Source organism: Desulfopila aestuarii DSM 18488, from assembly GCF_900143695.1.
Lineage (GTDB): Bacteria > Desulfobacterota > Desulfobulbia > Desulfobulbales > Desulfocapsaceae > Desulfopila > Desulfopila aestuarii.
In genome coordinates this window covers 124,999-147,196 of the sequence record NZ_FRFE01000012.1, presented here as the reverse complement: position 1 = coordinate 147,196, position 22,198 = coordinate 124,999, and the positions used below count along the sequence as shown (strand labels likewise).

21 protein-coding genes and 1 riboswitch are annotated in these 22,198 nt (G+C 53.3%); of the genes, 12 read left to right on the top strand and 9 right to left on the bottom strand.

Translation table 11 applies throughout. The features are described from left to right. Window positions 1-36: 36 nt before the first annotated feature. Window positions 37-1,104, bottom strand: coding sequence for a DUF933 domain-containing protein (locus BUF15_RS13330; protein WP_073613985.1), 1,068 nt, complete (start codon window positions 1,102-1,104; stop codon window positions 37-39). A gap of 388 nt (window positions 1,105-1,492) precedes the next feature. Between BUF15_RS13330 and BUF15_RS13325 the strand changes: the two genes are divergently transcribed. The 3 genes from BUF15_RS13325 to BUF15_RS13315 all read left to right on the top strand — a co-directional run bounded on the left by BUF15_RS13325 (window position 1,493) and on the right by BUF15_RS13315 (window position 6,359). Beyond that, window positions 1,493-3,238, top strand: coding sequence for a DUF342 domain-containing protein (locus BUF15_RS13325; RefSeq protein ID WP_073613984.1), 1,746 nt, complete (start codon window positions 1,493-1,495; stop codon window positions 3,236-3,238). Window positions 3,239-3,536: 298 nt separating this feature from the next. Continuing rightward, window positions 3,537-4,985, top strand: coding sequence for a sensor histidine kinase (locus tag BUF15_RS13320; protein ID WP_073613983.1), 1,449 nt, complete (start codon window positions 3,537-3,539; stop codon window positions 4,983-4,985). A 12-nt stretch (window positions 4,986-4,997) separates the two neighbouring features. Beyond that, the gene (locus BUF15_RS13315; RefSeq protein ID WP_073613982.1) at window positions 4,998-6,359 is read left to right on the top strand and encodes a sigma-54-dependent transcriptional regulator; all 1,362 of its coding nucleotides are present in this window, start codon (window positions 4,998-5,000) and stop codon (window positions 6,357-6,359) included. Between the two features lie 3 nt (window positions 6,360-6,362). Here BUF15_RS13315 and BUF15_RS13310 read toward each other — a convergent pair whose 3' ends face one another. Then, window positions 6,363-8,405 carry a S16 family serine protease gene (locus tag BUF15_RS13310; protein ID WP_073613981.1) on the bottom strand — a complete coding sequence of 681 codons (2,043 nt, stop codon included), beginning with the start codon at window positions 8,403-8,405 and terminating at the stop codon, window positions 6,363-6,365. Window positions 8,406-8,862: 457 nt separating this feature from the next. On the opposite strand from BUF15_RS13310, the gene BUF15_RS26595 reads away from it, so the two are divergent. The 4 genes from BUF15_RS26595 to BUF15_RS13290 all read left to right on the top strand — a co-directional run bounded on the left by BUF15_RS26595 (window position 8,863) and on the right by BUF15_RS13290 (window position 12,177). Then, entirely contained in the window at window positions 8,863-9,696 is an 834-nt protein-coding gene (locus BUF15_RS26595) for a hypothetical protein (RefSeq protein WP_084553975.1), read from the top strand. A 92-nt stretch (window positions 9,697-9,788) separates the two neighbouring features. Next, complete coding sequence (locus BUF15_RS13300; protein ID WP_073613980.1) at window positions 9,789-10,859, top strand: sulfite exporter TauE/SafE family protein; 1,071 nt, start codon at window positions 9,789-9,791, stop codon at window positions 10,857-10,859. A 126-nt stretch (window positions 10,860-10,985) separates the two neighbouring features. Continuing rightward, window positions 10,986-11,846 carry a universal stress protein gene (locus tag BUF15_RS13295; protein ID WP_073613979.1) on the top strand — a complete coding sequence of 287 codons (861 nt, stop codon included), beginning with the start codon at window positions 10,986-10,988 and terminating at the stop codon, window positions 11,844-11,846. A gap of 28 nt (window positions 11,847-11,874) precedes the next feature. Then, the gene (locus BUF15_RS13290) at window positions 11,875-12,177 is read left to right on the top strand and encodes a hypothetical protein (RefSeq protein WP_073613978.1); all 303 of its coding nucleotides are present in this window, start codon (window positions 11,875-11,877) and stop codon (window positions 12,175-12,177) included. Window positions 12,178-12,425: 248 nt separating this feature from the next. Here BUF15_RS13290 and BUF15_RS13285 read toward each other — a convergent pair whose 3' ends face one another. Further along, on the bottom strand, window positions 12,426-12,626 hold the full coding sequence (locus BUF15_RS13285; RefSeq protein WP_073613977.1) for a hypothetical protein: 201 nt from the start codon (window positions 12,624-12,626) through the stop codon (window positions 12,426-12,428). Window positions 12,627-12,923: 297 nt separating this feature from the next. Continuing rightward, window positions 12,924-13,022, top strand: a riboswitch (TPP riboswitch). A 77-nt stretch (window positions 13,023-13,099) separates the two neighbouring features. On the opposite strand from BUF15_RS13285, the gene thiS reads away from it, so the two are divergent. Genes thiS through thiE form a run of 5 tightly spaced genes read left to right on the top strand, consistent with a single transcriptional unit; the run spans window position 13,100 to window position 16,372 of the window. Next, complete coding sequence (gene thiS, locus BUF15_RS13280) at window positions 13,100-13,300, top strand: sulfur carrier protein ThiS (protein ID WP_073614014.1); 201 nt, start codon at window positions 13,100-13,102, stop codon at window positions 13,298-13,300. Between the two features lie 2 nt (window positions 13,301-13,302). Further along, window positions 13,303-14,067: a thiazole synthase gene (locus tag BUF15_RS13275; protein WP_073613976.1), complete on the top strand. Its 765-nt coding sequence runs from the start codon at window positions 13,303-13,305 to the stop codon at window positions 14,065-14,067. Between the two features lie 12 nt (window positions 14,068-14,079). Next, complete coding sequence (thiH, locus tag BUF15_RS13270; RefSeq protein WP_073613975.1) at window positions 14,080-15,186, top strand: 2-iminoacetate synthase ThiH; 1,107 nt, start codon at window positions 14,080-14,082, stop codon at window positions 15,184-15,186. Next, on the top strand, window positions 15,186-15,722 hold the full coding sequence (gene thiF, locus BUF15_RS13265; RefSeq protein ID WP_073613974.1) for a sulfur carrier protein ThiS adenylyltransferase ThiF: 537 nt from the start codon (window positions 15,186-15,188) through the stop codon (window positions 15,720-15,722). The genes thiH and thiF overlap by 1 nt, the downstream gene beginning before the upstream one ends. Next, complete coding sequence (gene thiE, locus BUF15_RS13260) at window positions 15,719-16,372, top strand: thiamine phosphate synthase (RefSeq protein ID WP_073613973.1); 654 nt, start codon at window positions 15,719-15,721, stop codon at window positions 16,370-16,372. Before thiF ends, thiE begins: the two co-directional genes overlap by 4 nt. Before the next feature lie 33 nt (window positions 16,373-16,405). Here thiE and yqeB read toward each other — a convergent pair whose 3' ends face one another. The 6 genes from yqeB to BUF15_RS13230 are packed head-to-tail and all read right to left on the bottom strand — an operon-like array spanning window position 16,406 to window position 22,058. Beyond that, entirely contained in the window at window positions 16,406-17,233 is an 828-nt protein-coding gene (gene yqeB, locus BUF15_RS13255) for a selenium-dependent molybdenum cofactor biosynthesis protein YqeB (protein ID WP_073613972.1), read from the bottom strand. Beyond that, the gene (locus BUF15_RS13250) at window positions 17,215-17,808 is read right to left on the bottom strand and encodes a nucleotidyltransferase family protein (RefSeq protein ID WP_073613971.1); all 594 of its coding nucleotides are present in this window, start codon (window positions 17,806-17,808) and stop codon (window positions 17,215-17,217) included. Before BUF15_RS13250 ends, yqeB begins: the two co-directional genes overlap by 19 nt. Beyond that, window positions 17,801-18,529, bottom strand: coding sequence for a selenium cofactor biosynthesis protein YqeC (gene yqeC, locus BUF15_RS13245; RefSeq protein ID WP_073613970.1), 729 nt, complete (start codon window positions 18,527-18,529; stop codon window positions 17,801-17,803). The genes BUF15_RS13250 and yqeC overlap by 8 nt, the downstream gene beginning before the upstream one ends. Further along, entirely contained in the window at window positions 18,513-20,822 is a 2,310-nt protein-coding gene (locus BUF15_RS13240; protein WP_073613969.1) for a xanthine dehydrogenase family protein molybdopterin-binding subunit, read from the bottom strand. The genes yqeC and BUF15_RS13240 overlap by 17 nt, the downstream gene beginning before the upstream one ends. Further along, complete coding sequence (locus BUF15_RS13235; RefSeq protein WP_073613968.1) at window positions 20,822-21,271, bottom strand: (2Fe-2S)-binding protein; 450 nt, start codon at window positions 21,269-21,271, stop codon at window positions 20,822-20,824. The genes BUF15_RS13240 and BUF15_RS13235 overlap by 1 nt, the downstream gene beginning before the upstream one ends. Further along, window positions 21,261-22,058: an FAD binding domain-containing protein gene (locus BUF15_RS13230; RefSeq protein ID WP_073614013.1), complete on the bottom strand. Its 798-nt coding sequence runs from the start codon at window positions 22,056-22,058 to the stop codon at window positions 21,261-21,263. The genes BUF15_RS13235 and BUF15_RS13230 overlap by 11 nt, the downstream gene beginning before the upstream one ends. Window positions 22,059-22,198: the final 140 nt, after the last annotated feature.

Genomic DNA, 22,198 nt, shown 5'->3' with positions numbered 1-22,198 from the left:
CGTCTTAAGGGAACTCTTTATAGGAAGGGCTGTTGATTATACCTTGAACCGGATATTCAAGATATCTCCGTCGACCACGATATAATCTTTGCCCTGCAGGTAGAATTTACCCAGCTTTTTCAGCTCGGCCTCGCTGCCATATTCGATCAGTTCATCATATTTACACACTTCGGCCCGGATGAATCCGCGCTGCAGATCGGAGTGGATGGCGCCCGCCGCCACCGGTGCGGGTGAATTGACGCGCACCAGCCACTGGTGCACCTCATCGGGGCCGACTGTGAAAAAGGAGATACGGCCGAGTGCTTTCAGGCAAAGGCGCGTGAGGACCTCGATTGCCGGCTCCTTAATACCCAGGTCCTGCATGAACTCTGCTTTTTCCTCGTCGCTGTCGAGCTGGGCGATTTCTGATTCCACCTGGGCGGAGACCAGCATCGCTTCAAGTTTCTCTTTTTCGCAGGCAGTTTGCACTTTTTCAAGCAATGAGGAGTCGGCCAGCTGCTCTTCGGAAACGTTGAAGGCGACAATCAGCTCCTTTCGGGTGATAAGCGGGTAGCTACGGATCATCAGCTCCTCATCTTCGTTGAACTCCATGAGTCGCAAGGGGTGTTCATTTTCGAGATGCTCCTGCATCCGTTTGATCAGCTCCAGTTCTTTGATCTGCTTGTCGTCCTTGATTTTCTTGATCGCCGTCTCCAGCCGCTCGATCCGCTTTTCCACAAAGATCTGGTCATGCATCAACAGCTCTGAATTGACCATCTCCATGTCCCTGATCGGGTCGACCGAGCCGGATTCATGGTAGATGGCCTCGTCTTCAAAGGCTCGTACTACATGGAGCAGCGTGTCGACATCATTTATCTCTCGAAAGATATCACCACGAGAGATGTTTTCTTTTTCCATCTTCGGCAACAGCACCAGCTCCAGCCGGGCCCGGGTCTCTTTTTTCGGGTGGTACATAGTTACCAGCTTATCAAATCGCTGATCACGAATATCCGCAGTGCCCGGTATCGGTTTGGCTCCACTCTGTTCACGCAGAACGGTGCCGGTGATGACCTGAAACAGTGTCTTTTTTCCCGTCTGGGGCAAGCCGATTATTCCTACCTTCATAATGACCTCGATGGTTATGAAAAACGGTGATCTATCCTATAAAGAATCTCAGTGATGCGAGAGAGATATTGCGCCTGACCCACTATATCCCTTCCGGTTACCAAACTCAAGCGGCACCAATGGACTGCAGGGAGGATGTATGACAGCGTTGGTTGATATACGTCTTGTCCATTTTCCTGATTTGCCGACTGATTTTGAAGGTGATTGGTCGGAAATTCTTTCGTCAGATAATGAAGTACTTGCATTTACTCGGCGAAAATTGATATGCGTACTATATGGTGCTACAATTTGTGTAAGACTATAGTGTTGTAAATATCAGAATCAAAGCGGAATCGCAGTGCAGATGAACACCTTCGGTGATCTCTTAATGCAAAAGGAGTGACCAGTCATGTCCACCGATAGCCCTCCCGGTTCAAATCGGGTGAAATATTTTGAGCCGACCCTCCATTTTACCTCAACGCGGATGCAGATTGGTGAGGATGACACGGGTGACCGCATTGTCGTGTCTGAACTGGTACATAAGGACAGTTTGCTTCTCAGCTTCGAGGACTTTGCCAAATTCCAGGACCGGGGTTTTGAAAAGCAGCCTGTTAAGGCCGGCGATCATACGTATTTTTCCGAGGGGAACAACGAGTTGTATGCTGCGGTGCCGGGTTATCCCCGAGTTGACCGGTTTGTTGCGGAAGATGAAAACAAGGTGGAGACGTTGGTTGTTTCGGTGGAGCCGCTTTTTCGGGTAACCAGCGATAAAATGAAAGCAACCCTGGCTGTGCATCCACCGTTGCCGGAAGGACGCTCGCTCATTGGAGAGGATCTTGATCAGCTGCTGGCTGAGGCGGGGATCGTCCATGGTCTTGATGTCGAGAAAGTTGCGACTGCCAAGGAATATGTGCAGCAAGGATTAAAGGAGTTTCATTCAATAGTTGTTGCCACCGGTCATGAGTGTGGACCAAGCCAGGACGCGTTCCTGCAGTTTCTCATCGAGATCGGGCCAATTGCCGGTAAATTGCTGAAAGACGGCAGCATCGATTTTCGTGAACGGCGGGTGATGGTACCGGTGAGTGAGGGGGAAGTGTTGGCGATGAAGATCCCAGCTAGTCCAGGAACCGCCGGGGTGAATGTGTTCGGGGAGAACATTGAGGCACAGGCGGGTAAGGATATCTTGGTCAAGACCAGCGGCGACGTTAGCTTCAATCCTGAGACCAATGAGGTCCGGGCCACTGCCGGGGGCGTGTTGTCGGTGGTGCGTGGCAATATCATTAATGTCAGCAGCCGAAAGAAAATTGAAGGCGATATCGATTTTTCCACCGGTAATGTGGAATCGAAAAATTGCCTGGTGATTAAAGGCTCGGTGCAGCCTGGCTTTATGGTGAAGGCGGATGGTGATGTTGAAATAAGTGGTACCGTCAGCTCGGCTACCGTCGAGAGTCTTGCCAACATCGTCATCAAAAGCGGTATTACCGGGCAAAAGACGAGAATTGCTGCCGATGGCGATGTCGACATCCTTTTCATTGAACAGGGCCGAATTGACTGTGGGGGTAATTGTGTGGTGCGAAAGCAGGCATACTACTCAACGATTCATGCCGGCGGCGATATTCGTTGCCGAAAGGAAAGCACTGTGGTGGGTAGTGAGATGGTGGCTGCCGGCAGCATGACGTTTGGTGATGTCGGCTCTGAAAAGGCCAATCCGCTGTTGCTTGCCGCCGGTGTCACTCCCGAACGGCTTGAAAAATATCGTGAAATGAAAAAGAACCTCTCGGAAATGCAGGCCGAGATTATTCAGCAATTGCAGATAGGCGGAGGCCGCTCCCGTAAGCTGCGGCAGATGGAGCGCGAGGCCGAGGTGATTAAGTTGCAGTTGAAGCGGATGAACATGGTTCCCGGCTCAGGCCTCTATTCCCGGGCTGGTGCGGCAGAGGAGGGAAATTTCACAGCTGAAGAGATGTCCGACAAGTACAGTATCAATCTGCGGGAAATTTCCATCGAGGTGCAGGGCTCCATTCAGGCTGGAACTACCATCCAGATCGGTAACCGGACCATGTTGCTCGATAAGACCATCAGTTACCGGTTGTTTAAACTGAGCGACAATCTCAAACGTATCCTGGCGGTGCCACCACCGAGGAGGCGTAGATAACTACAGAGTCTGAACAAACGAAAAGAACGAAAATGGAGTTTGTTCGTGGTGCTGTTAGCATTTCGGTCTTTTCTGCTGACTCCTCATTTTCGTAGCACCGAACCGAAGTTTTTACCGTCCGGCCATCCTATGGTCGGACTTTTCTTTGTGAAAATCAGACTGGCAATCGTTTAGACCGTAGTATATGGTGGAGCCGAGTAGCTTTTCGTCGCTTGGCCTGCCTGTGCGTGTCTTGCCGGGTCAAGGGTCGCTGATGGATTGAGTACATCTTTCGAAAACCTCCCGGGAAAATGTAGCCATGACGATTATCCCCCCTTTAGGTGTCAGGAAGAAAATTCTTATCATACTTGTGTGCTATATAGCCGGTATCCTTGGTATGTCCGTGGTGTCGCAGGAAGATATCTTCACCGCCAAGGAAAAGCTGGAAGTGGTCGAACTGGCCTATAGTCTGAACACCATTATCCTCGAAGTCCGCCGCTACGAAAAAAACTTTCTGCTTTACGGCACCGAGGAAGCCTTGACGGAAAACCAGCAGCAGCTGGATAAGGCCCTTGAAACGGTGGATATCATCAATGCCCGGGTTGCCACACTCAAGGTGCATCCGATGCTGATCGGGCTGAAGGCTGCACTATTGGCATACCAGCAGGATGTGTTGCTGATGGCCAATATGTTCCATGATCATGGGCAGCGTATCCATAGTGAGCAGGACCATAACGAGCTGGAGGAAAAATTGCGTCAGGAGGGGCAGGACATGACCGAGCGCAGTAAGGAGCTGGTCAGTTTTGAACACCTGCAGATTCTTGCTATCCTGAATGCTCTGGTGGAACAGTTGCTGCTTTGGTCGCTGGTGGCCATTGCTGTCGGTATCTTTATTCCACTGGTCATGTCGATCAATATTTTCAGGCCGCTCGGTATTATCAAAAAGGCAACTGAAGATATTGCGGTGGGGCAGTTTCGCCGTATTGAGGTGCTTAATACCCGTGATGAGATGCAGCAGGTGATGGAGGCATTCAACACCATGGTTGGAGAGTTGGAGCGTCGCCAGGACCAGCTGGTACAGTCCCAGAAGCTCTCTTCCATCGGTACCCTGACTGCCGGTATTGCCCATCAGCTGAACAATCCGCTGAACAATATTTCCACTTCCTGCCAGATTGCCACCACGGAGTTCGACAGCGGCGATACCGAACTGGTCCGCAGGATGCTGAACAATATCGAACAGGAAACCTATCGGGCCCGTGACGTCGTACAAGGGCTTCTCGAATTCTCGAGGACCAGGGAGTTTTCACTCCGCCCCGCCAGTCTCCAGGAAACGGTCGCCCGAGCGGTCAAGCTGGTTCGCAGCCAGGTTCCTGCACCTGTCGCCATAACAGTTGATATTCCGGATAACCTCATTGTGCCGATGGATGTTCAGCGGCTGCAGGAGGTGCTCCTGAATATGCTGATCAATGCCTCACAGGCCATCGTTGGGGAGGGCAGCATTACTATTTCGGCTGAAGTTGATGATGTTGCCGAGGAAGCGATCGTCATCGTTCGTGATACGGGCTCGGGTATCCCTGAAGAGATCAAGGATCGTCTCTTTGATCCGTTCTATACCACCAAAGAGGAAGGACAGGGTACCGGGCTCGGCTTGTCCATTGCTTATGGCATCATCCAGAAGCATAACGGCCGGATTACTGTAGAGAGCAGCCCGGGCGAAGGCGCAGCCTTTCATATCCACCTGCCGCTATCGGCGGTGAGCAACGGGTAGGCAGGGGGAGATATGGCACGGATTCTGGTGGTTGATGACGAGGCGATTGCCCGGGACAACGTTGCGTACATCCTGGAAAAGGGTGGCTACGAGGTGTTGACTGCGGATGATGGTGGTGGGGCCATTGCTCTTTTAGAAGAGCAGGAGGTCGATCTGGTCCTCACCGACCTGCGGATGAAAGGGCGTGACGGTATGGCGGTGCTTGGCGTTGCCAGGAAACTGTGGCCGGATACCGAAGTGATCGTTATTACCGGCTATGCCAGCGTCGATACGGCGGTTGAAGCTATGCGTAAAGGGGCTTACCACTACCTTGCCAAACCGGTCAAGATGGATGAAATGCTGGCCCTGGTCCAGAAGGCTCTGGAAAAGCGGACCATGCGCCGGGAGATCAGTGAGCTACGTAAGCAGGTGTCGTCCCAGAGCGGCGCAAACAGGATTCTCGGGCGGAGCGTCAAGACCCAGTTGCTGCGCGAGACCATCACTCAAGTGGCTCAGCTCGATTGCAATGTCCTCATTTTAGGTGAGACCGGTACTGGCAAAGAACTGGTGGCCAGGACCATCCATGAATTGAGTCCTCGGGCATCCAATCGGTTTGTGGCCTTTAACTGCGGCGCCTTTACCGAGGAGCTGATCGCCAGTGAACTTTTTGGTTATGAAAAGGGTGCCTTTACCGGGGCGAGTCAGACCAAGAAGGGGTTGCTGGAGCTGGCCAATGGTGGCACCGTTTTCTTTGACGAGGTCGGTGAGTTGTCGTTGCAGATGCAGGTGAAACTGCTCAGGGTCCTGCAGGAGCGAGTGGTGATGCGGGTGGGCGGTTCCGAAGAGATCTCCATTGATGTGCGGATTCTCGCAGCCACAAACAAAAACCTGAAAAAGGAAGCGGAAGAGGGTGCATTTCGCCTCGATCTCTTTTATCGGCTGGATGTGCTGACCATCCCGGTTCCACCACTTTCCGAGCGAAAAGAAGATATTCCGCTTTTGATCAACCACTTTCTTGCCAAGCATTCACCGCCGGGCGCGGTGGTACCCAGACTTTCCAGGGAAGTGGGCGAACGGCTGCAGGAGTATACATTCCCGGGAAACATCAGGGAGCTGGAGAACATCGCACAGCGGCTGTTGCTCCAGGCAGACAATGGTGCAGTCATTGAATCTGCCCATTGCCTGGAAGACATCCAGCAAGTGACGGCTGTACCCACCGTCCATGCCGCGCGCGATTTCTGGCCCACCCTTGCCGAGCAGGAGAAACGCTATATCCTCGAAGTTCTTGACGAGGTAGAGGGGAACAAGTCGAAAGCCGCCAAGATTCTTGATATCGACCGCGTCTCCCTCTGGCGCAAGATCAAGCGTTATGGCTTGGAAGACCCGGATGCATGATACTTAGCTGTCGCTGCTTTCTCCTTTCACCAGCACGTAAGGCAATATTTCGTCGCTTGCGTCCACCAGAGTCACCGTCATTCCTTCTCGTACATCGGGCGGTAGAGATTCTACTTCCTCTTTGTTGGCAAGCGGCAACAGCACCCGCTGCATGCCGGCCCGCTGTGCGGCCAGAAGTTTCTCCCGAATACCACTGATAGGCAGAATCCTGCCGCTCAGGGTCATTTCCCCGGTCATGGCCACATCCCTTCTCGCCGGACACTTGGTGAGCAGCGAGACCAGTGCCGCGAAAATGGTGATTCCTGCAGAGGGGCCGTCCTTGGCGATACCGCCAGCAGGAAAGTGGATATGGATGTCGGTCTCTGCGAAATAGTGGTCGTCGATGCCGTATTCACCGGCTTGGCTGCGGATGAGACTGAGTGCCGCCTGAGCTGATTCCTGCAGGACATCTCCTAATGAACCGGTGAGCAGCAATCGGCCGCTGCCCTTCATGGCCACCGTTTCTACGTTGATGATCTCGCCACCCGACTCTGACCAGACTAGACCTGTGGTGATGCCGATGCGGGGAGTTGTTTGCGCCCCTTCACGAATAAAACGGCGCGGCCCGAGAAAGGCTGGGATGTCATTTGCTTCCAGTGTTGTCGCTTGCGGGGGTGTATCTTCCTGGTTCAGGCGGGACAGTGCCAGCTTGCGACAGACGTTGGCAATTTCCCGCTCAAGATTCCTGAGCCCCGACTCTCTGGTGTAACCGCTGATGACCCTGGCCACGGCTTCAGGGCTGAACTCAATGCCGGTATTACGTAGGCCGTTGGCTTTCAGCTGTCTTGGGATAATGAACTTTTCCGCGATCCGGCATTTTTCCTTTTCGGTATAGCCGGAGAATTCAATAAGCTCCATGCGATCGAGCAGGGGGCCTGGCAGCTTGGTTACATCATTGGCGGTGGCGATGAACATGATGCGCGAGAGGCTGAACGGAATGTCGAGGTAGTGATCCATAAACTTCACGTTCTGCTCCGGGTCCAGCACTTCAAGCATGACAGAAGCCGGATCGCCCCGGAAATCCTGGCCGATTTTGTCGATTTCATCGAGCATAAACACCGGGTTGTTGACCCCGGAACGCTTCAACTCGTTAATAATGCGGCCCGGCATGGCGCCCACGTAAGTGCGCCTGTGGCCACGTAGCTCCGCTTCGTCTCGCAAACCTGCCAGTGACACCCGGATAAACTTGAGCTGCAAGGCCTCGGCGATGGCCCTGCCCACAGAGGTTTTACCGGTGCCAGGCGGACCGGTAAAACAGAGGATCGGGCTCTTGCCCATGTCCGCCGTCAAGGTGCGGTCGAGTACTTCCCGTACCGTTTTTTTCAACTCATCGAGATTGACCGGTTTGCCGAGATAATAGGCGGCGCCGCTTCGCATCGCCTCCACCGCTGAGTTCACCGAGGCAAAGCCTGTAACCATAATCACGGGAATTTCCGGGTGATTGCGATGGACGGAGGCCAGTAACTCCATCCCGTCCATCCGTTCCATCTTGAGATCGCTGACGATAAGGTCGATATCTTCTCTGTCCAGCAGCTCCAGGGCTGCGACCCCGTTGGCTGCACTGTAGCAGCGGTAGCCGTCCTTGGTGAGGACATATTCCATGTTGGTACGGGCAATCTCCTCATCATCGACGATGAGGATGTTCTGCTGGGCTTTCTGGCGCAGGGTCTTGGCGGCCAGGAATTCGAGGATTCGCTGCTTCACCTGTTCAAGCCCGCAATGCCGTTCCTCAAGAATGGCACGGGCCCGCACCGGATCGAGATTGCCCATGCTGGAGATGTTCCAGGGCAACGAAACCAGGAGATCAACATAGTTGATGCCGACACTGTATTCAGCGACTGCCGCGTCGGTTTTCTCGAGTTTTTCAAGTTCTTTGAGAGCGGCGTCGTGGGCGTGCGGCGGCAGGCCGGCCTCCTCGACACGGTTGCGTATTTTCGTCAGCTGGGAGTCTTCCACTACTTTTTCGCTGATCTCTTCCTTGGGTTCCGGTGGTTTCTTAAAGAACATGATTCACCCTGTCTGTTGCTGAAAAGAGCGACTGCACTGTATTAGTCCTGCGACTGTCACGGAAATGCGGTACGGGCCGCGTGACCGTTATCCCCGATATCTCCGATTGCCTATCAAAGACTAGCATAGTCCGGGAAAAATGGTACGAGTTTTTCCGTTTCTACGCCCTGTCCGCGATCCATTTTGCTTTGCCATGTTTATTCCTCACCCCGCCTTGATTCCACTTAAAGCAACCAGCTGATTTGTTTGGAGAGTTGCATATCGCAACGAATGTTGCAAGTTGCATCACCTGTACGATTGCCACTGTTGCAATGTGTAACATTGATGGCGATAGGGCCTCTATTAATAATTACAATATGCATATTATCGGCCAGTTATGCATGTTTTTTGTGTTGGCCCGGTTTTTGAAAAGATAGGACGCAAGAACCGGTTTATGACACACGAGGTGGAGGATTGTATGGACCAAATGGCAATTGAAAAAGATGAGGGATATGGCTCAAGCATCCCGCACAGCCAGGGTAATCGTGGCTGCATCCTGGTGGTGACCAGCCAGGCCCATCCAGCCCAGCATGTCATGGATTATGTGATCAGCGTGGCTGACAGACTCGGTTCCAAAATTATTATGGCCAGCGTCAATCCACGGCCATTGTTGAGAGAAAATTCGTTTCTCTCCAGAACGGTGCGGGTCGCTGTCAGTCCCGAGGCCGACATTTTTCGAGCCAAGGCCCAGGGGCGGGGCATTGCGTATGAGTGTATCGCTGAATCTGGAAAAATAGATAAGGTTATCAGTAGGTTGTGTCATATCGTCAAGCGTGTTGAGTTTGTCGTTATTGATCAGGGGATAAGAATGGAAGAGGTGGCTGCTGGTTCGCCGGTGCCGGTCTTCAGCGTAGCCGGCGGCACGCAGGATTCGGCCTGGAAAACCAGGGGACACCAGATACGAACACTTTTTCACGGAGAAACAACTATGAAAGCAGCAACCAGGAAAACGTATCTTATGAAAACGCTCATTTTCGGAGCCATAACGGCCGCTCTGTATGGCGCGGTGTTTGCCTACCAGGATGCGATCATGCATTACTGGACCAAAGGCGGTATCTATTGCCTGCTGCCGGTGGCCACGGTGTTTGTTTTCTCGTATGCCCATGGCTCTTTTACCGGCAATTTCTGGTCTGCTCTCGGTATTGAAGGCTCCAAGGCAAGTAGTTCGAAACAGAAAGAAAAACAAGTCAGCACTACGGAAAAGGCTACAAAACGACCCGATACCAGACCGCGGGTGCAGGCTAACGCCTAATGACCTAATGACGGCAATTCATTTTCAACTGAAATATCCGCAGCATTATGTCGCTGCCCCAAGAATACGAACTACTTTACAAGGAGACGAGTATGCACGGCCCAATAACAGAAGCCATACAGTTTATTGATCTCAACCTTTCCTCCGCAATATTTCTTATTATCGTCGGTTTTATCGGTGGTCTGGTGAGCGGTTTTATCGGCTCCGGCGGCGCCTTTGTTCTTACTCCTGGCATGATGAGCCTGGGTGTTCCCGGCACTGTCGCTGTTGCAAGTAACATGTGCCACAAATTCCCCAAAGCGCTGGTCGGCTCGATCAAGCGATATCGGTACGGTCAGGTAGATATCAAGCTTGGCCTCATCATGGGTCTCTTCGCTGAGGTCGGTGTTCAGGTTGGTATCCAGGTCCAGAAATGGATTCTGGATAAGTGGGGTGATGCCGGTTCCAACCTCTACGTTAGTGTGGCCTTTGTGGCGGTATTGGTGATAGTTGGTTCCTTTGTCATGCGCGATGCCATAAAAATCAAGAAAATGGGTGGTGAGAGTACTGTTAAGCCGCGTATTGCCGCACGCCTCCAGAAGATCGAACTGTGGCCGATGATGACATTTAAACGTGCCAATCTGCGTATTAGCATCTGGTTCCTGATTCCTGTTGCCCTTGCCACCGGTATGCTGGCAGCCACTATCGCGGTCGGCGGCTTTATCGGCGTTCCCGGCCTGATGTACATTATTGGCGCAACCAGTATCGTTGCATCTGCAACTGAGCTGGTTATCGCATTCGTGATGGGCCTTGGCGGCACCCTCATCTGGGCCTTCTATGGCATGGTCGATATCCGGCTCACCCTGCTTATCCTTGGCGGTTCTCTTTTCGGCGTGCAGCTTGGCGCCATTGGTACCACCTACGTCAAGGACTACATGATCAAATATGTTATGGCTACCATCATGCTGATTGTAGCGGTCAGCCGTTTTCTCGCCATGCCGAAATATCTCAACCAGCTGAGCCTGACCTCTTTTGCTGACGGCCAAGTTTCCCTTATGACCCAGGCTAGCTTCTATATCATGTGTTTTGCACTCCTGGTCGGTGCCATGATCATTCTGGTCTCGACTTTCAAGGCGAGAGCCGCAGAGATGGCACTGGAAAAAGCCCAGATGCAATCCGCATAAAATGGAGAACGCGGGCAGGTTGTGCACCAGAAGGTGCGTGCCTGTAGTCGTCGCGGGAAAGAGTTGAGAACATCTGTCGCTCCTTCCCGCGACCAACCAGCAGATTGAACGTCATATTTGGAGGTTATGGTGCAAACAATACTAGCCGCTGTAGATGTGTCCAGAGCCAGCCATCTGGCGTTCAAGCAGGCTCTGGTCCTGGCGTCTTCAATGCGGGCGGAACTGGTCACCGTGGCGGTAACACCTCGCTATGAAGGAAACATGAACCGGCTGACCTTGAAAGATGCCGATACCAAGATGAGCGTACCTTTTTTAAAGTGCCTCGAGGATGCCGCAGATTATGCAGCCTCTTTAGGTCTCAAGATCAGTACGGTGCATCGGGTGGGGCAGCCTTCTGAGGAAATTGTCCGGGTGGCAGAAGAAGTGAATGCCAAATATGTCCTGCTCGGTAGCCCTCATCGGTCACAGGTGGAGCGGGTTTTGCTTGGCCGGACCATTGCCAAAGTGATCGAGGAAAGTCCTTGCGACGTCCTGCTCATCCCGGAGAGTGCGGAGATCCGTTTCGGGAAGATACTTGTCGGCGTCAATGGCTCAAAAGCCAGTATGCGCGCTGCCGAACGTGCCATGGAGGTCAGCCGTGAGTATGGCGGTCAGCTGCACGGAGTGACAACGATTGATGTGCCGGTTGAACGCAGTCTGCGCTACGGAGTGATGAACGAAGCCTGGCAGAAGGGATTGGCGGTTCTGGAAAAGTTTACGCATCTGGCCGAAGAGATGGAGGTGCCGGTGGTGACGGCCCTGCGTGAAGATCATCCGAAACAGGCTCTACTGGCATACGCGGCAGAAAAGGATATCCATCTCATCGTCCTGGGGTCGCATGGTCACAACTGGGTCAACGAATTCTTTGTCGACAGCGTAATTGAACGAGTTGCCTCGAATGCGTCCTGTCCGGTTCTGGTGGTGAACGGGCCAGCGCAGGCAGACTGAACTTTCAGTAAAATCGAAGGAGGGAAGTATGGAATCTCTGCAACTTTTCACAATGCTCTTATTGGCGGTAGCTATTACTCATCTGCTTTTTTCGGCAGCGGAGGTCATTGGCCGCTGGACGAAGAAGGATGTTCGTACTCCGGGACTTGTTGCGCGAGGAAATGCATCGGTAGATCGTTCCGGCTGGTATGTGTTTTTTGATCCGGCAGATCTTTACGGCAGAAAATCGCAACCGGGCAAAAATAGTCAACGGAAAAATGATGCAAGCCGGACCGGTCAGTCCACCCGACCTCAGAAACCTGCGGCAAGAAGGCCGCGTGCTTCAGCGTAAAGAACTTGGCCCAAAGAAATACGGGTTAGCAGAGCGATGTTCCTCCGGGGAGTATTTTCGTGCTCCCCTTCTTTTTCTTTCCCTCTTCACATGCCACCAAATAATGGTGGTGGCCCATTCTCGTTCAATTCTTCTGAGTTCTCAGTATCTCAGCTTCTCTTTAACTTTTCCCGGCTTATTGGTTAGCGGGCCTTCTTTCGCAAAATAAGCAACAGAGGCATTGAACAGAGGGTAATCCACATGATCATTTAAAAATCATTGAGATAGGCGATGGTTAGCGCCTGGTGGGTGATTTCACCGTTTAAGGCGGCAGCACCGGCGGTGATTGCCACCTTGTCAGCCTGAACGTAGGCATTGTCGGTGTACACATATCTGCCGCCGCTCAGGTAGATATTTGAGGCCGCCGCGGCCATGGCCAACGGATCGAGGAGCAGCAGAAATCTGCGCACGAATCTTCCTTTTTTTTTTAGTAACAATCATGCCGCATCAGGCGTGAAACTTGATAGATGAGAAAACCGATGCTCTTTTTGGGATCATTGCATTTCATACGGGGAGTTTAATCCGCTGGCTTATAATAAGTAATACATACTATTAACACGTAAACATATCGGTTGATGTACATTAGCTGATATTCAGATCTAGCCAAGCGAAGAAGGTCAATATGTCTTTAGTTACGGAGGCTATTGCTGGTCACGGCTGTAAGGAAAAGGATTATTGACAAAGAGCAGGTAGTTGGCTAAGTACAAAACCATCGCTAGGGGTGCATGACACGCTGAGAGGATGAACTCCAACCCTTAGAACCTGATCCGGGTAATGCCGGCGCAGGGAAGCGGCCGGTTACTGCATTGCAGAAAGAGAACACGCCGCTTTTCATTATTTGAAAGGCGGCGTTTTTTTTTGGGGAAAGGGGGAAGGCTCGAACATGAAGACAATTCACGTCAATGGTGAAGTCAAGCAAATCGAAATGGCCAGCCTTGCTTGTCTGGTGCGCTCGATACAAAAGGATACGTCTGGTCTGGTACTGGAATATAATGGCAGGATTATCAGGGAGGCAGAGTGGGCGAACATTGAACTTTATGACGATGATGTCATTGAGATGCTCCGCTTTGTTGGAGGAGGTTGAAAATGGATGAACTTATCTTGGGCGGCCACACATTTACCAGCCGTCTTTTTACCGGTACTGGCAAGTTCGGTTCCAGGAGTTGGATACCGAAGATGCTTGAGGCGAGCGGATCCCAGATGATCACTGTGGCCCTGCGCCGGGTTGATTCGGGCGGGAGAAATGAAAATATCCTCTCTTTCATACCTGAAAACGTAGTGTTGTTGCCGAATACCTCCGGAGCGAGAACTGCGGAGGAAGCGGTGCGGATAGCCAGGATTGCCAGGGAGGCAGGCTGCGGCAAGTTCATCAAGGTTGAGGTGATAACCGATATGCGCTATCTGATGCCGGATAACTGGGAGACCCTGCGTGCAACCGAGATCCTGGCGGCAGAAGGTTTTGTGGTTCTGCCCTACGTATTGCCTGACCTGGTACTTGCCAAACGACTTGAAGAGGTAGGGGCAGCCGCCGTCATGCCACTTGGCGCGCCCATCGGCACCAACCGCGGGCTCGATACCCGCGAGCTGATCGCCATGCTTATTGAAAACTGCACTGTGCCCGTGGTGGTGGATGCCGGTATAGGTAAGCCTTCGCATGCTGCGGAGGCTATGGAGTTGGGGGCGGACGCGGTGCTGGTCAATACTGCCATTGCTACAGCCGAAGACCCGGCCATGATGGGCCGTGCTTTCTCCATGGCAGTTGAAGCGGGGCGTCTTGCGCGTATAGCGAGGATGGCCGGCACCAGCGTGGAGGCGCGGCCTTCTTCGCCCCTTACCGGATTCCTTGACTAAAAAAGGTGGCTCGTGTCGTTTATTACTCTTCTTGAAAAATACCAGGATCTTGATTTCGAAACCTTCTTTGCCAACGTGACATCCGACCAGGTGGAGCGGGCAATACATTCCTTGCAGCCAACGGAGCTTGATTTCCTGACCCTGCTCAGTCCTGGTGCCGCGTACCGGCTGGAAGAGATGGCTCGACGAGCCCATGATCTGACGGTACAGTTTTTCGGGCGAACCATCCAGATGTTCATCCCCATCTATATCTCCAACTACTGCAGTAACCACTGCGTATACTGCGGTTTTCATCGTGGCAACAGGATATCCAGGCGAAAACTGAGTCTTGCCGAGATTGAATCGGAAGCACGCTCTATCGCTGCGACTGGAATGCGCCATGTGCTGATGCTCACCGGTGAGTCGCCCGCTCATACCCCGCCCGAGTATCTTGTGGAGGCGACCCGGCTGTTGAAACGCTATTTTGCTTCAGTGAGTGTGGAGATTTTTCCATTGGAGGAAGAAGGGTACAGGTCGCTCAAGAATGCAGGTGCTGATGGTCTGACGCTCTATCAGGAGGTCTACGATCAGAAGATTTACCAGCAGGTCCACCTGGCTGGCCGGAAGGCAGATTACCGTTTTCGTCTGGATGGGCCGGAACGGGGAGCCCGGGCCGGGTTGCGAGCGGTGAATATCGGTCCGTTGCTCGGCCTGGGAGAACCGCGAAAGGAGGTTTTCTTGGCCGGGTTGCATGCGAATTATCTCACCAGGAAATATCTGCAGACCGAGATCGGCCTCTCACTACCGCGGATGAATCCGGCAGAAGGCGATTTCACACCACCGGCTCCGGTGGATGACAGGATGTTTGTCCAGTTTATGCTGGCGCTCCGTTGCTTTCTGCCGCGGGTCGGCCTCACCATCTCGACCCGTGAAAGGGCAGATTTCAGGGACCATCTTATTCCGTTAGGTGTAACCCGTTTTTCTGCGGGTTCGTGTACCGGGGTGGGTGGATATGTCGAGACAAAAGAAGGAGATGTGCCACAGTTTGAGATAACCGATGACCGGAGTGTAGAGCAGGTGGCAGCCGCCGTTGTGGCGGCGGGTTATCAACCGATCTACAAGGACTGGGATCTGATCTGATGAAGGTGGGAATAGCCGGTGTTGGTGGAATAGGCTCAAATGTTGCCTTCAATTTGGTGCGGGCTGGCTGGCGGGAGCTGAAGCTGGTCGATATGGACCGGATAGAATCTTCCAACCTCAATCGCCAGTTTTACTTTGCCGATCAACTGGGTCGTTATAAGACGGAGGCACTCCGGGAGAACCTGTTGCGTATCGAGCCGTCTGCCGAGATCGAAAGCCTGGTTCTGCAGCTTGATGAGAGCAATATCATTTCGAGTTTTGTGGACTGTGGGGTGATTGTTGAAGGTTTTGATAATGTGACAACCAAAAAGATGCTGGTAGAGAGTTTTGCCGAGCGTAACGTTCCGGTAATTTCTGCCTGCGGCATTGCAGGATTTGCGTTGTCGGAGGTGGGGAGGAGAAGGATTGGCAATTGTGAGATCGTCGGTGATTTTACTACCGATTTCAACGAGGCTGAACTGTATTGCCCGAAGATTCAGGTGATAGCCGCAATGATGGCGGATAGAGTACTTCAGAGAATAAGGGAACAACGATGAGGGACAGAAAACGACTACCTCAGGGACTGTATGGGATTACCGCCGAGAAGTTTTCAAAGGGCCGCTCCAATATCGAGGTGGTTCAGGCGATGATCACAGGCGGGATCAGGGTGATCCAGTACCGGGAAAAGCGACATGAGAAGAGTTATCGGCAGATCCTTGAAGAGTGCAGGATTATCCGGCAGCTGACCCGTGAGGCAGGGGTCATGTTCATTGTCAACGACTATCTGGATATTGCTCTTTTGGTAGATGCCGACGGGCTGCATGTCGGTCAGGATGATCTGCCGGTGGCCGAAGCCCGCCGGTTGTTGGGCGATGGGCGGGTTATCGGACTTTCCACCCATTCGCCTGCGCAGGCGAGGGCTGCCGTGGTGGAGGGTGCGGACTATATTGGGGTCGGGCCGATCTTTGCCACCAAAACCAAGGACGATGTCTGCGCGCCGGTTGGCCTGGATTATCTGGAGTATGTACGGGATAACATCGATTTGCCATGGGTTGCCATCGGCGGAATCAAAAGGGATAACCTCGATCAGGTCGTGGGTCGTGGAGCGGAAAGGGTTTGCCTTGTCACCGAGATCGTCGGAAGCGAGGATATTTTTAAAAGGATTGGTGAACTTGGTGATATCATCGATTGCCAGGTGAAGATGTGATTCATGTCATCTGCGGGATATGGAATAGGGGTTTTACGAACGACCGTTTCCTGGAGCGTGCAGTTTGTTGGCAAGAAAGAGTAGTGCCTCCAGGACCCCGCCACTTATGCAGCGTGCCTTGTCGGAAATGGTGTGGCAGATGGCCGTCTGCTCGGTGCGCGGATCGACATCGGCAATTTTCAAGCCCTGTCGAACGATCGAACGGTCCCTGATCATGCCCCGGATGAGACCGGAAATACTTGCCAGTACCGGATGGTCGTCAATAGTTGCCACCACCTCATTCTGCTGCACCATACTACCGATATCGCGCCGGATCTTGAGAGTGCCGGAATGCTGGGCATAGAGAACCCTTTCGGTGGTATACCCAGCAACTGCGCCGGGGATGCCGGTGTTGGCCAGAGCCGTTCCGGCAAGAATGACCCGGCCGAGATCATGGCCTCGGGCGGTTTCGATGACGGCCCGCACGTCTTTGCCGGCACTAAAGCCAGGCCCGAGTCCTATAGTGATTGGGGCCATCTGCAGGGTGGTGCCGCAGTTTTTTTTGGCGAGAATGGCATCGATGAGTGCAAAAGGCTTGAGTTCGGTAAGTGACTGGGCGGCCGGATCGATGAAAACTGGGACATGACCCCGATTCCAGATTTCTGGTAATTTCGACAATGTTTCAGCACGTTCAGCGGTAATCCCTTCGACCGTATGTGTTGTTGTGTACACCGCTTCGCCAAAGGATACCGTTCGCCTGATAGCCACCGGTGCATCGGTTTCCAGCACGATCAGCCTGATACCGACTTTGTGCAGCCGGTGGATGGTGCCGCTGGCGATATCACCGCCGCCGCGGACCACAATTAGTGACTCTTTTTCCATCTTCTCAATATATCCTGATAGTTGTCGTCGGTGTCGATGTCGTAAAACTCGTCGGGAGAGGAAAAGTCTACCGCCAGCTTTCGTTCGAAATGGTTCTGTATTACTTTCCGTCCGCCCTCATCACCCTGCAGTTTCTGTAAGTCGATTCGTAGATCGGCTGGGAATATGACAGGGCTGGCGGAGGTACCGCCTACTTTCGGCAGCACGATGCGACTGGGGTTGTTCCTGAATACTTCGACAAGTTTCATGATGGTGGCTCCGGTCAGAAGCGGCTGGTCCGCAACCGAAAACAGTATCCCACGTTGAGACTCTCCTGCCTCTAGGCCCAGCCGGATGGAAGAACTTTTGCCCTCTTCTGGATGTTCGTTGCGACATATTTGCACCGGGAAGGATCTGGCAATTTCCTCAACTGCCTGATCGGCTATCACAACAATGACCTGGGCAAAGAGCCCATATGGAAAGTTCGTGAGAAACCGGCCAATGACCGTGGACTCGCCAAAGGGCAGGAGGAGCTTGTTGCGTCCCATGCGTTGGGACAGTCCGGCGGCGAGAATGACCGCATCCAGCTTAGCCAAGGATGGTCCCTCGGGCAACACTTCCGGTCACGATATGCAGATTATCAAGCTGGGAACGGAGTAGCTCTGCATTTCGTTGCTGCTCTTGTGATTCCACCTTGTTGATAAAAAGGATCTCCCTACCAAGCGACCGGGAAAACAGCCCATCATCGTGGCAGATGATACGCAGCAGATGGCCAAGGGAAATAATGTCACCAGGCTCGGCACCGGTCAGCTGGGAAAAGATCCCCAGCCGATGGACAGATGTTTCGTTGACTATGGTGCCAATGGTCTGGATGTCGAGTACGCCAATGGTAGCGGTGGTAGAGTCGTCTACCACCGGTTCGTCGTTTCGCCAACCTTTGAGGGGCTTGCAGGCAGCGCCATCGGCTTCGATCAGTACAAGATCAAACAGATGCCGTTGCCGGGCGAGGAAGTCCTCGCGGACACCTTGCATTTTGCCAGGCAGGTTGTCGGGGAGGCCGCCGACATATACGCCCGGTGCCGCTATCGTCTGGTCAGAGAACAGCTTGCCGGTGAGATCGAGCGCATCATATTGGACAGAATTCGGCACCAGTATTTTGGTGGAGGTAGTTACCAGTACCTTCATTTCCCTATTCCGGGCTTCGCGGGCCAACCGGAACATCAGCGAGGTTTTCCCGCCTGCCCCGACGATGGAGACGACATCTCCACGTCGAAGCCCGAATGCATTGAAAAACGATTGATTATCTGGGGTCGACATTATTTTTTATCATTCCCAGCAACACCTTCTCGGCGGTGATGGGCAGGGACCGCACCTGAACTCCGGTGGCGTTGGCGACCGCTGCGGAGATGGCAGGAGCGGGCGTATTGCAGACTACTTCACCAATGGACTTGGCGCCGTAGGGGCCGGTCGGTTCATAGCTTTCTTCAAATGCTACCCGGATACTGTGGATATCGAGTCGGCTCGGGATCTTATATTCCATAAACGAATTGGTGGAAAGCCGCCCTTTACCGGAGTAGCGCACTTCCTCATAGAGCCCAAGCCCTATGCCCATGGCTACGCCGCCTTCTACCTGGATTAGGGCCAGGTTTTTGTTCAGTACCGTGCCGCAATCCGCAACGGCCACATAGTCGGTCACCTGGGCCTCACCGGTTTCGAGATCTACCTCCACTTCCGCGAACCCGGCAATAAATGGGGGAGGAGAGGTTTCGCCACCAAAGGTGCCTTTGGCGATAAGCATATCTTTACCGTTAAATGAACAGAGGGTTTGGGCTAGCTCTGAAAGGGTCATCGTTTTTTCACTACCGATAGTGAAAACGCCATCTCCATATGTTACCGCATCAGGACTAACACCTTGTAAGCTCGCCACGGCACAACGCATCTGTGCTTTCATATCCTCGGCGGCAAGGCGGGCAGCGTTGCCGGTGACATAGGCCCCACTAGAGGCGTAGGCACCGGGATCGTAGGGGAGGGTGTCGAGGTCAAAACTTGCCACCACAATCTGATCCATATCAATTTCCAGCACCTCGGCTCCAATCTGGGCGAGAATGGTATCGGAGCCCTGGCCCATGTCGGAGGCGGAGTGGCTCAAGGTGAAAAATCCGTCTTCGTTCAGTTTGATGAGTACCGAAGCCGTGTCAATCTTAGCGATCCCCGAGCCTTGCATAGTGACGGCCATGCCGTAGCCGCGGACTTTGGTGTCGTTCACTATTACTTTTGGAAACTTTTCGTCCCAGCCAATCAGGGCCTTGCCCTTTTCGATGCAGCGATGCAGGCTGCTACTACCAAGGGTGGCGGGATTTCCCGGTGTGGAACCACAGAGTTCGGGATGGGTTTCACCTTCACCCAGCAAGTTTTTTGCCCGCAGTTCTGTCGGGTCCATATCCAGTTTTGCCGCTAGTTCGTTGATGGCCGATTCGAGGGCGAAGGTCCCCTGCGTGGCTCCGTAGCCGCGCAAGGCACCGCCGGGTGGTTTGTTGGTATAGAGGGCGTGTCCGTGGTAGCGACAGGCTTTAGCCTTGCCGTAGAGCGGCAGCGTTTTCTGTCCCACCACCCAGAAGACGGTGGGGGCGTGTTCGCCGTAGGCGCCGGTATCGGAGAGGCAGTAGATGTCGATGGCCCTGATTGTGCCGTCGCGGTCTGCACCGAGCCGTACCGTCAGCTGCATTGCGTGACGGCTGGTAGTGCAGGTAAAGGTTTCCTGACGGGTGTAGACCAGCCGTGCAGGCTTGCCGGTCTTCATAGTGACGATGGCTGGAAAGATCTCCACCGAGGCGGTTTGCTTGCCGCCGAAACCGCCACCAACCCTTGGCTTCAGCACCTTGATTTTCGAGCGTGGAATCCCGAGCACCCGCGAGAGATGCCTTCGCACATGGTAGGGGATCTGAGTCGAACTCATCACCTGCAACCGGCCGTTGACATCAAAGGAGGTAGTGGCCCGGTAAGTTTCCATCATGGCGTGGGCCTGGGCCTGGGTGGTATATGTTTGTTCCATTACCACCTCGCTGGCGGCGAGTTCCCCCTCCACATCGCCTTGCTCAGTGTAATGGCTGGCGGCGATGTTCCTGGCGGCATCATTGCCGATGGGGAAATTGGTAAACGGTTGCTGCGGATGGACCCTGACGGGATTATCGAGCGCCTCCTCAAGATTCAGCACCGGAGTCAGCAGTTCGTAATCCACTTTTATTTTCTTGAGGGCGGCAAGGGCCGTTCTCTCATCGACCGCGGCGACGATGGCCACTTCATCGCCCACATAGCGCATGTGATTGTCGACAATTCGCCGGTCATACGGAGAAGGTTCGGGAAAGGACTGGCCGGCCAGGGTGAAGCGGGTGGTCGGGGTGTTCAGGTGAGTGAGCACGCATTCCACCCCAGGGATGGCCTCAGCTTCACTGGTGTCGATGGTCCGAATTCTGGCCGAGGCATGAGGGCTGCGCAGGATCTTGACGATGAGGGCATTTTCACCGATATCCAGATCGCTGGTGTAGGCGGGAGTGCCCTTGACGAGGCCGAGGCCGTCAATTTTGGGGATTTCTTTGCCGACAAAATCCATTACGCCACCCCCATATACTTTTTGATGGCCCGCATCTGGCCTTTGTAGCCGGAACAACGGCAGAGGTTGCCAGCTAGATAATGATTTATCGCCGCCTCGTCGGGATTATCCAGTTCACGTTTCATGGCAAGTACCGTCATGGTAAAGCCAGGCGAACAAAAGCCGCACTGTTCGGCTCCTTCGGCCACCATGTACTCGGCAAATTCACGGGCATCGTCCTGCAGCGCCTCAATTGTGGTGATTTCATGACCTGCAACTCTAGCGGTCAGAGTGGAACAGGAGAGCGCCGGTTTGCCATCCAGCCAGACTGTGCACAGGCCGCAGGAAGAGGTGTCGCAGCCCTGCTTGACGCTCAGGTAACCATAGCGCCTAAGGGTCTCGTAGAGAAACTCGCCGCCGGCAAAATCGAGGGTAACGTTACGGCCGTTGATGGTGGTCTCAAGCTGCATGGTGCACCTCCATAAGTGCTCTGGCGATCAGTACCGGACAGATGGCTTTTCGGTATTCACCGCTGCCTCTGGGGTTGTCGCCAAACTGGAGACTTGCGGCGGCAATGTTGCCCGCCTTGCGCGCTGTCGTTTCGTTAAGACCGTTGCTGGACAGATAGTCGCTTGCCTCAGGTACAAGCACAGCACGACCAGGACGGGCGCCCACAACAATACGATAATCATCACCCGTTTTCGTCACTGCTGCGTTCAGCACCGCATAATCGGTTTTCGCACGGCGAACGCTCTGAAATGCGCCTATCTGGCCCCGCTTTGGAATGATAATTTTCACCAGGATATCCTTTAAGCCCTGACCCGTAAAAAATTCTTCGAGGGAGATTTCTCCATAATGATAAAACTGCAGACGGGCATCAAGGGCTAGAAGAGCTGTCAATGGGTCCGAAAAGGGATAGCGACCCGCCACCGTGCCGCCGATGGTAACACAGTTGCGAAGCTGCACTCCGACGATGTTCTCAACACTTCTCGGCAGCAGACCATGCCAGAGCGATTGGCAAAGTGCATCGGTTTCAATTGTGCGAAGGGTGGTCATGGCACCGATTTCCACCTCTGATTTCGTTCCATGCACGAAATTAAGACCAAGATTCGAGAGATCGATGGCGTTGGAAATTGTGCGATCTCCGAGGCGGATATATCCGCAACCACCGAGCACAAGACTTCCTGGTACCGATGTGAGCGTCTCGTATGCTTCTTCGAGAGTGGACGGGCTGAGATGATTTTCTATCTGTAACATAAGAAATGTCTTTGCATTGTTTTTGTGAGTGCCACCTTTTCTGTCGTAAATCAATCCGGCGGCATTGATGCCGTTATGCCTATCAACAGTATACGAATTTCCTTTGTGGCATGCATTAAATAACATTTCTAGTCATTGTA

Bases quoted from the DNA above. Each gene is read 5' to 3' on its own strand.
- BUF15_RS13330 (WP_073613985.1), bottom strand. From the start codon at position 1,104: ATGAAGGTAGGAATAATCGGCTTGCCCCAGACGGGAAAAAAGACACTG.
- BUF15_RS13325 (WP_073613984.1), top strand. From the start codon at position 1,493: ATGTCCACCGATAGCCCTCCCGGTTCAAATCGGGTGAAATATTTTGAG.
- BUF15_RS13320 (WP_073613983.1), top strand. From the start codon at position 3,537: ATGACGATTATCCCCCCTTTAGGTGTCAGGAAGAAAATTCTTATCATA.
- BUF15_RS13315 (WP_073613982.1), top strand. From the start codon at position 4,998: ATGGCACGGATTCTGGTGGTTGATGACGAGGCGATTGCCCGGGACAAC.
- BUF15_RS13310 (WP_073613981.1), bottom strand. From the start codon at position 8,405: ATGTTCTTTAAGAAACCACCGGAACCCAAGGAAGAGATCAGCGAAAAA.
- BUF15_RS26595 (WP_084553975.1), top strand. From the start codon at position 8,863: ATGGACCAAATGGCAATTGAAAAAGATGAGGGATATGGCTCAAGCATC.
- BUF15_RS13300 (WP_073613980.1), top strand. From the start codon at position 9,789: ATGCACGGCCCAATAACAGAAGCCATACAGTTTATTGATCTCAACCTT.
- BUF15_RS13295 (WP_073613979.1), top strand. From the start codon at position 10,986: ATGGTGCAAACAATACTAGCCGCTGTAGATGTGTCCAGAGCCAGCCAT.
- BUF15_RS13290 (WP_073613978.1), top strand. From the start codon at position 11,875: ATGGAATCTCTGCAACTTTTCACAATGCTCTTATTGGCGGTAGCTATT.
- thiS (WP_073614014.1), top strand. From the start codon at position 13,100: ATGAAGACAATTCACGTCAATGGTGAAGTCAAGCAAATCGAAATGGCC.
- BUF15_RS13275 (WP_073613976.1), top strand. From the start codon at position 13,303: ATGGATGAACTTATCTTGGGCGGCCACACATTTACCAGCCGTCTTTTT.
- thiF (WP_073613974.1), top strand. From the start codon at position 15,186: ATGAAGGTGGGAATAGCCGGTGTTGGTGGAATAGGCTCAAATGTTGCC.
- thiE (WP_073613973.1), top strand. From the start codon at position 15,719: ATGAGGGACAGAAAACGACTACCTCAGGGACTGTATGGGATTACCGCC.
- yqeB (WP_073613972.1), bottom strand. From the start codon at position 17,233: ATGGAAAAAGAGTCACTAATTGTGGTCCGCGGCGGCGGTGATATCGCC.
- yqeC (WP_073613970.1), bottom strand. From the start codon at position 18,529: ATGTCGACCCCAGATAATCAATCGTTTTTCAATGCATTCGGGCTTCGA.
- BUF15_RS13240 (WP_073613969.1), bottom strand. From the start codon at position 20,822: ATGGATTTTGTCGGCAAAGAAATCCCCAAAATTGACGGCCTCGGCCTC.
- BUF15_RS13235 (WP_073613968.1), bottom strand. From the start codon at position 21,271: ATGCAGCTTGAGACCACCATCAACGGCCGTAACGTTACCCTCGATTTT.
- BUF15_RS13230 (WP_073614013.1), bottom strand. From the start codon at position 22,058: ATGTTACAGATAGAAAATCATCTCAGCCCGTCCACTCTCGAAGAAGCA.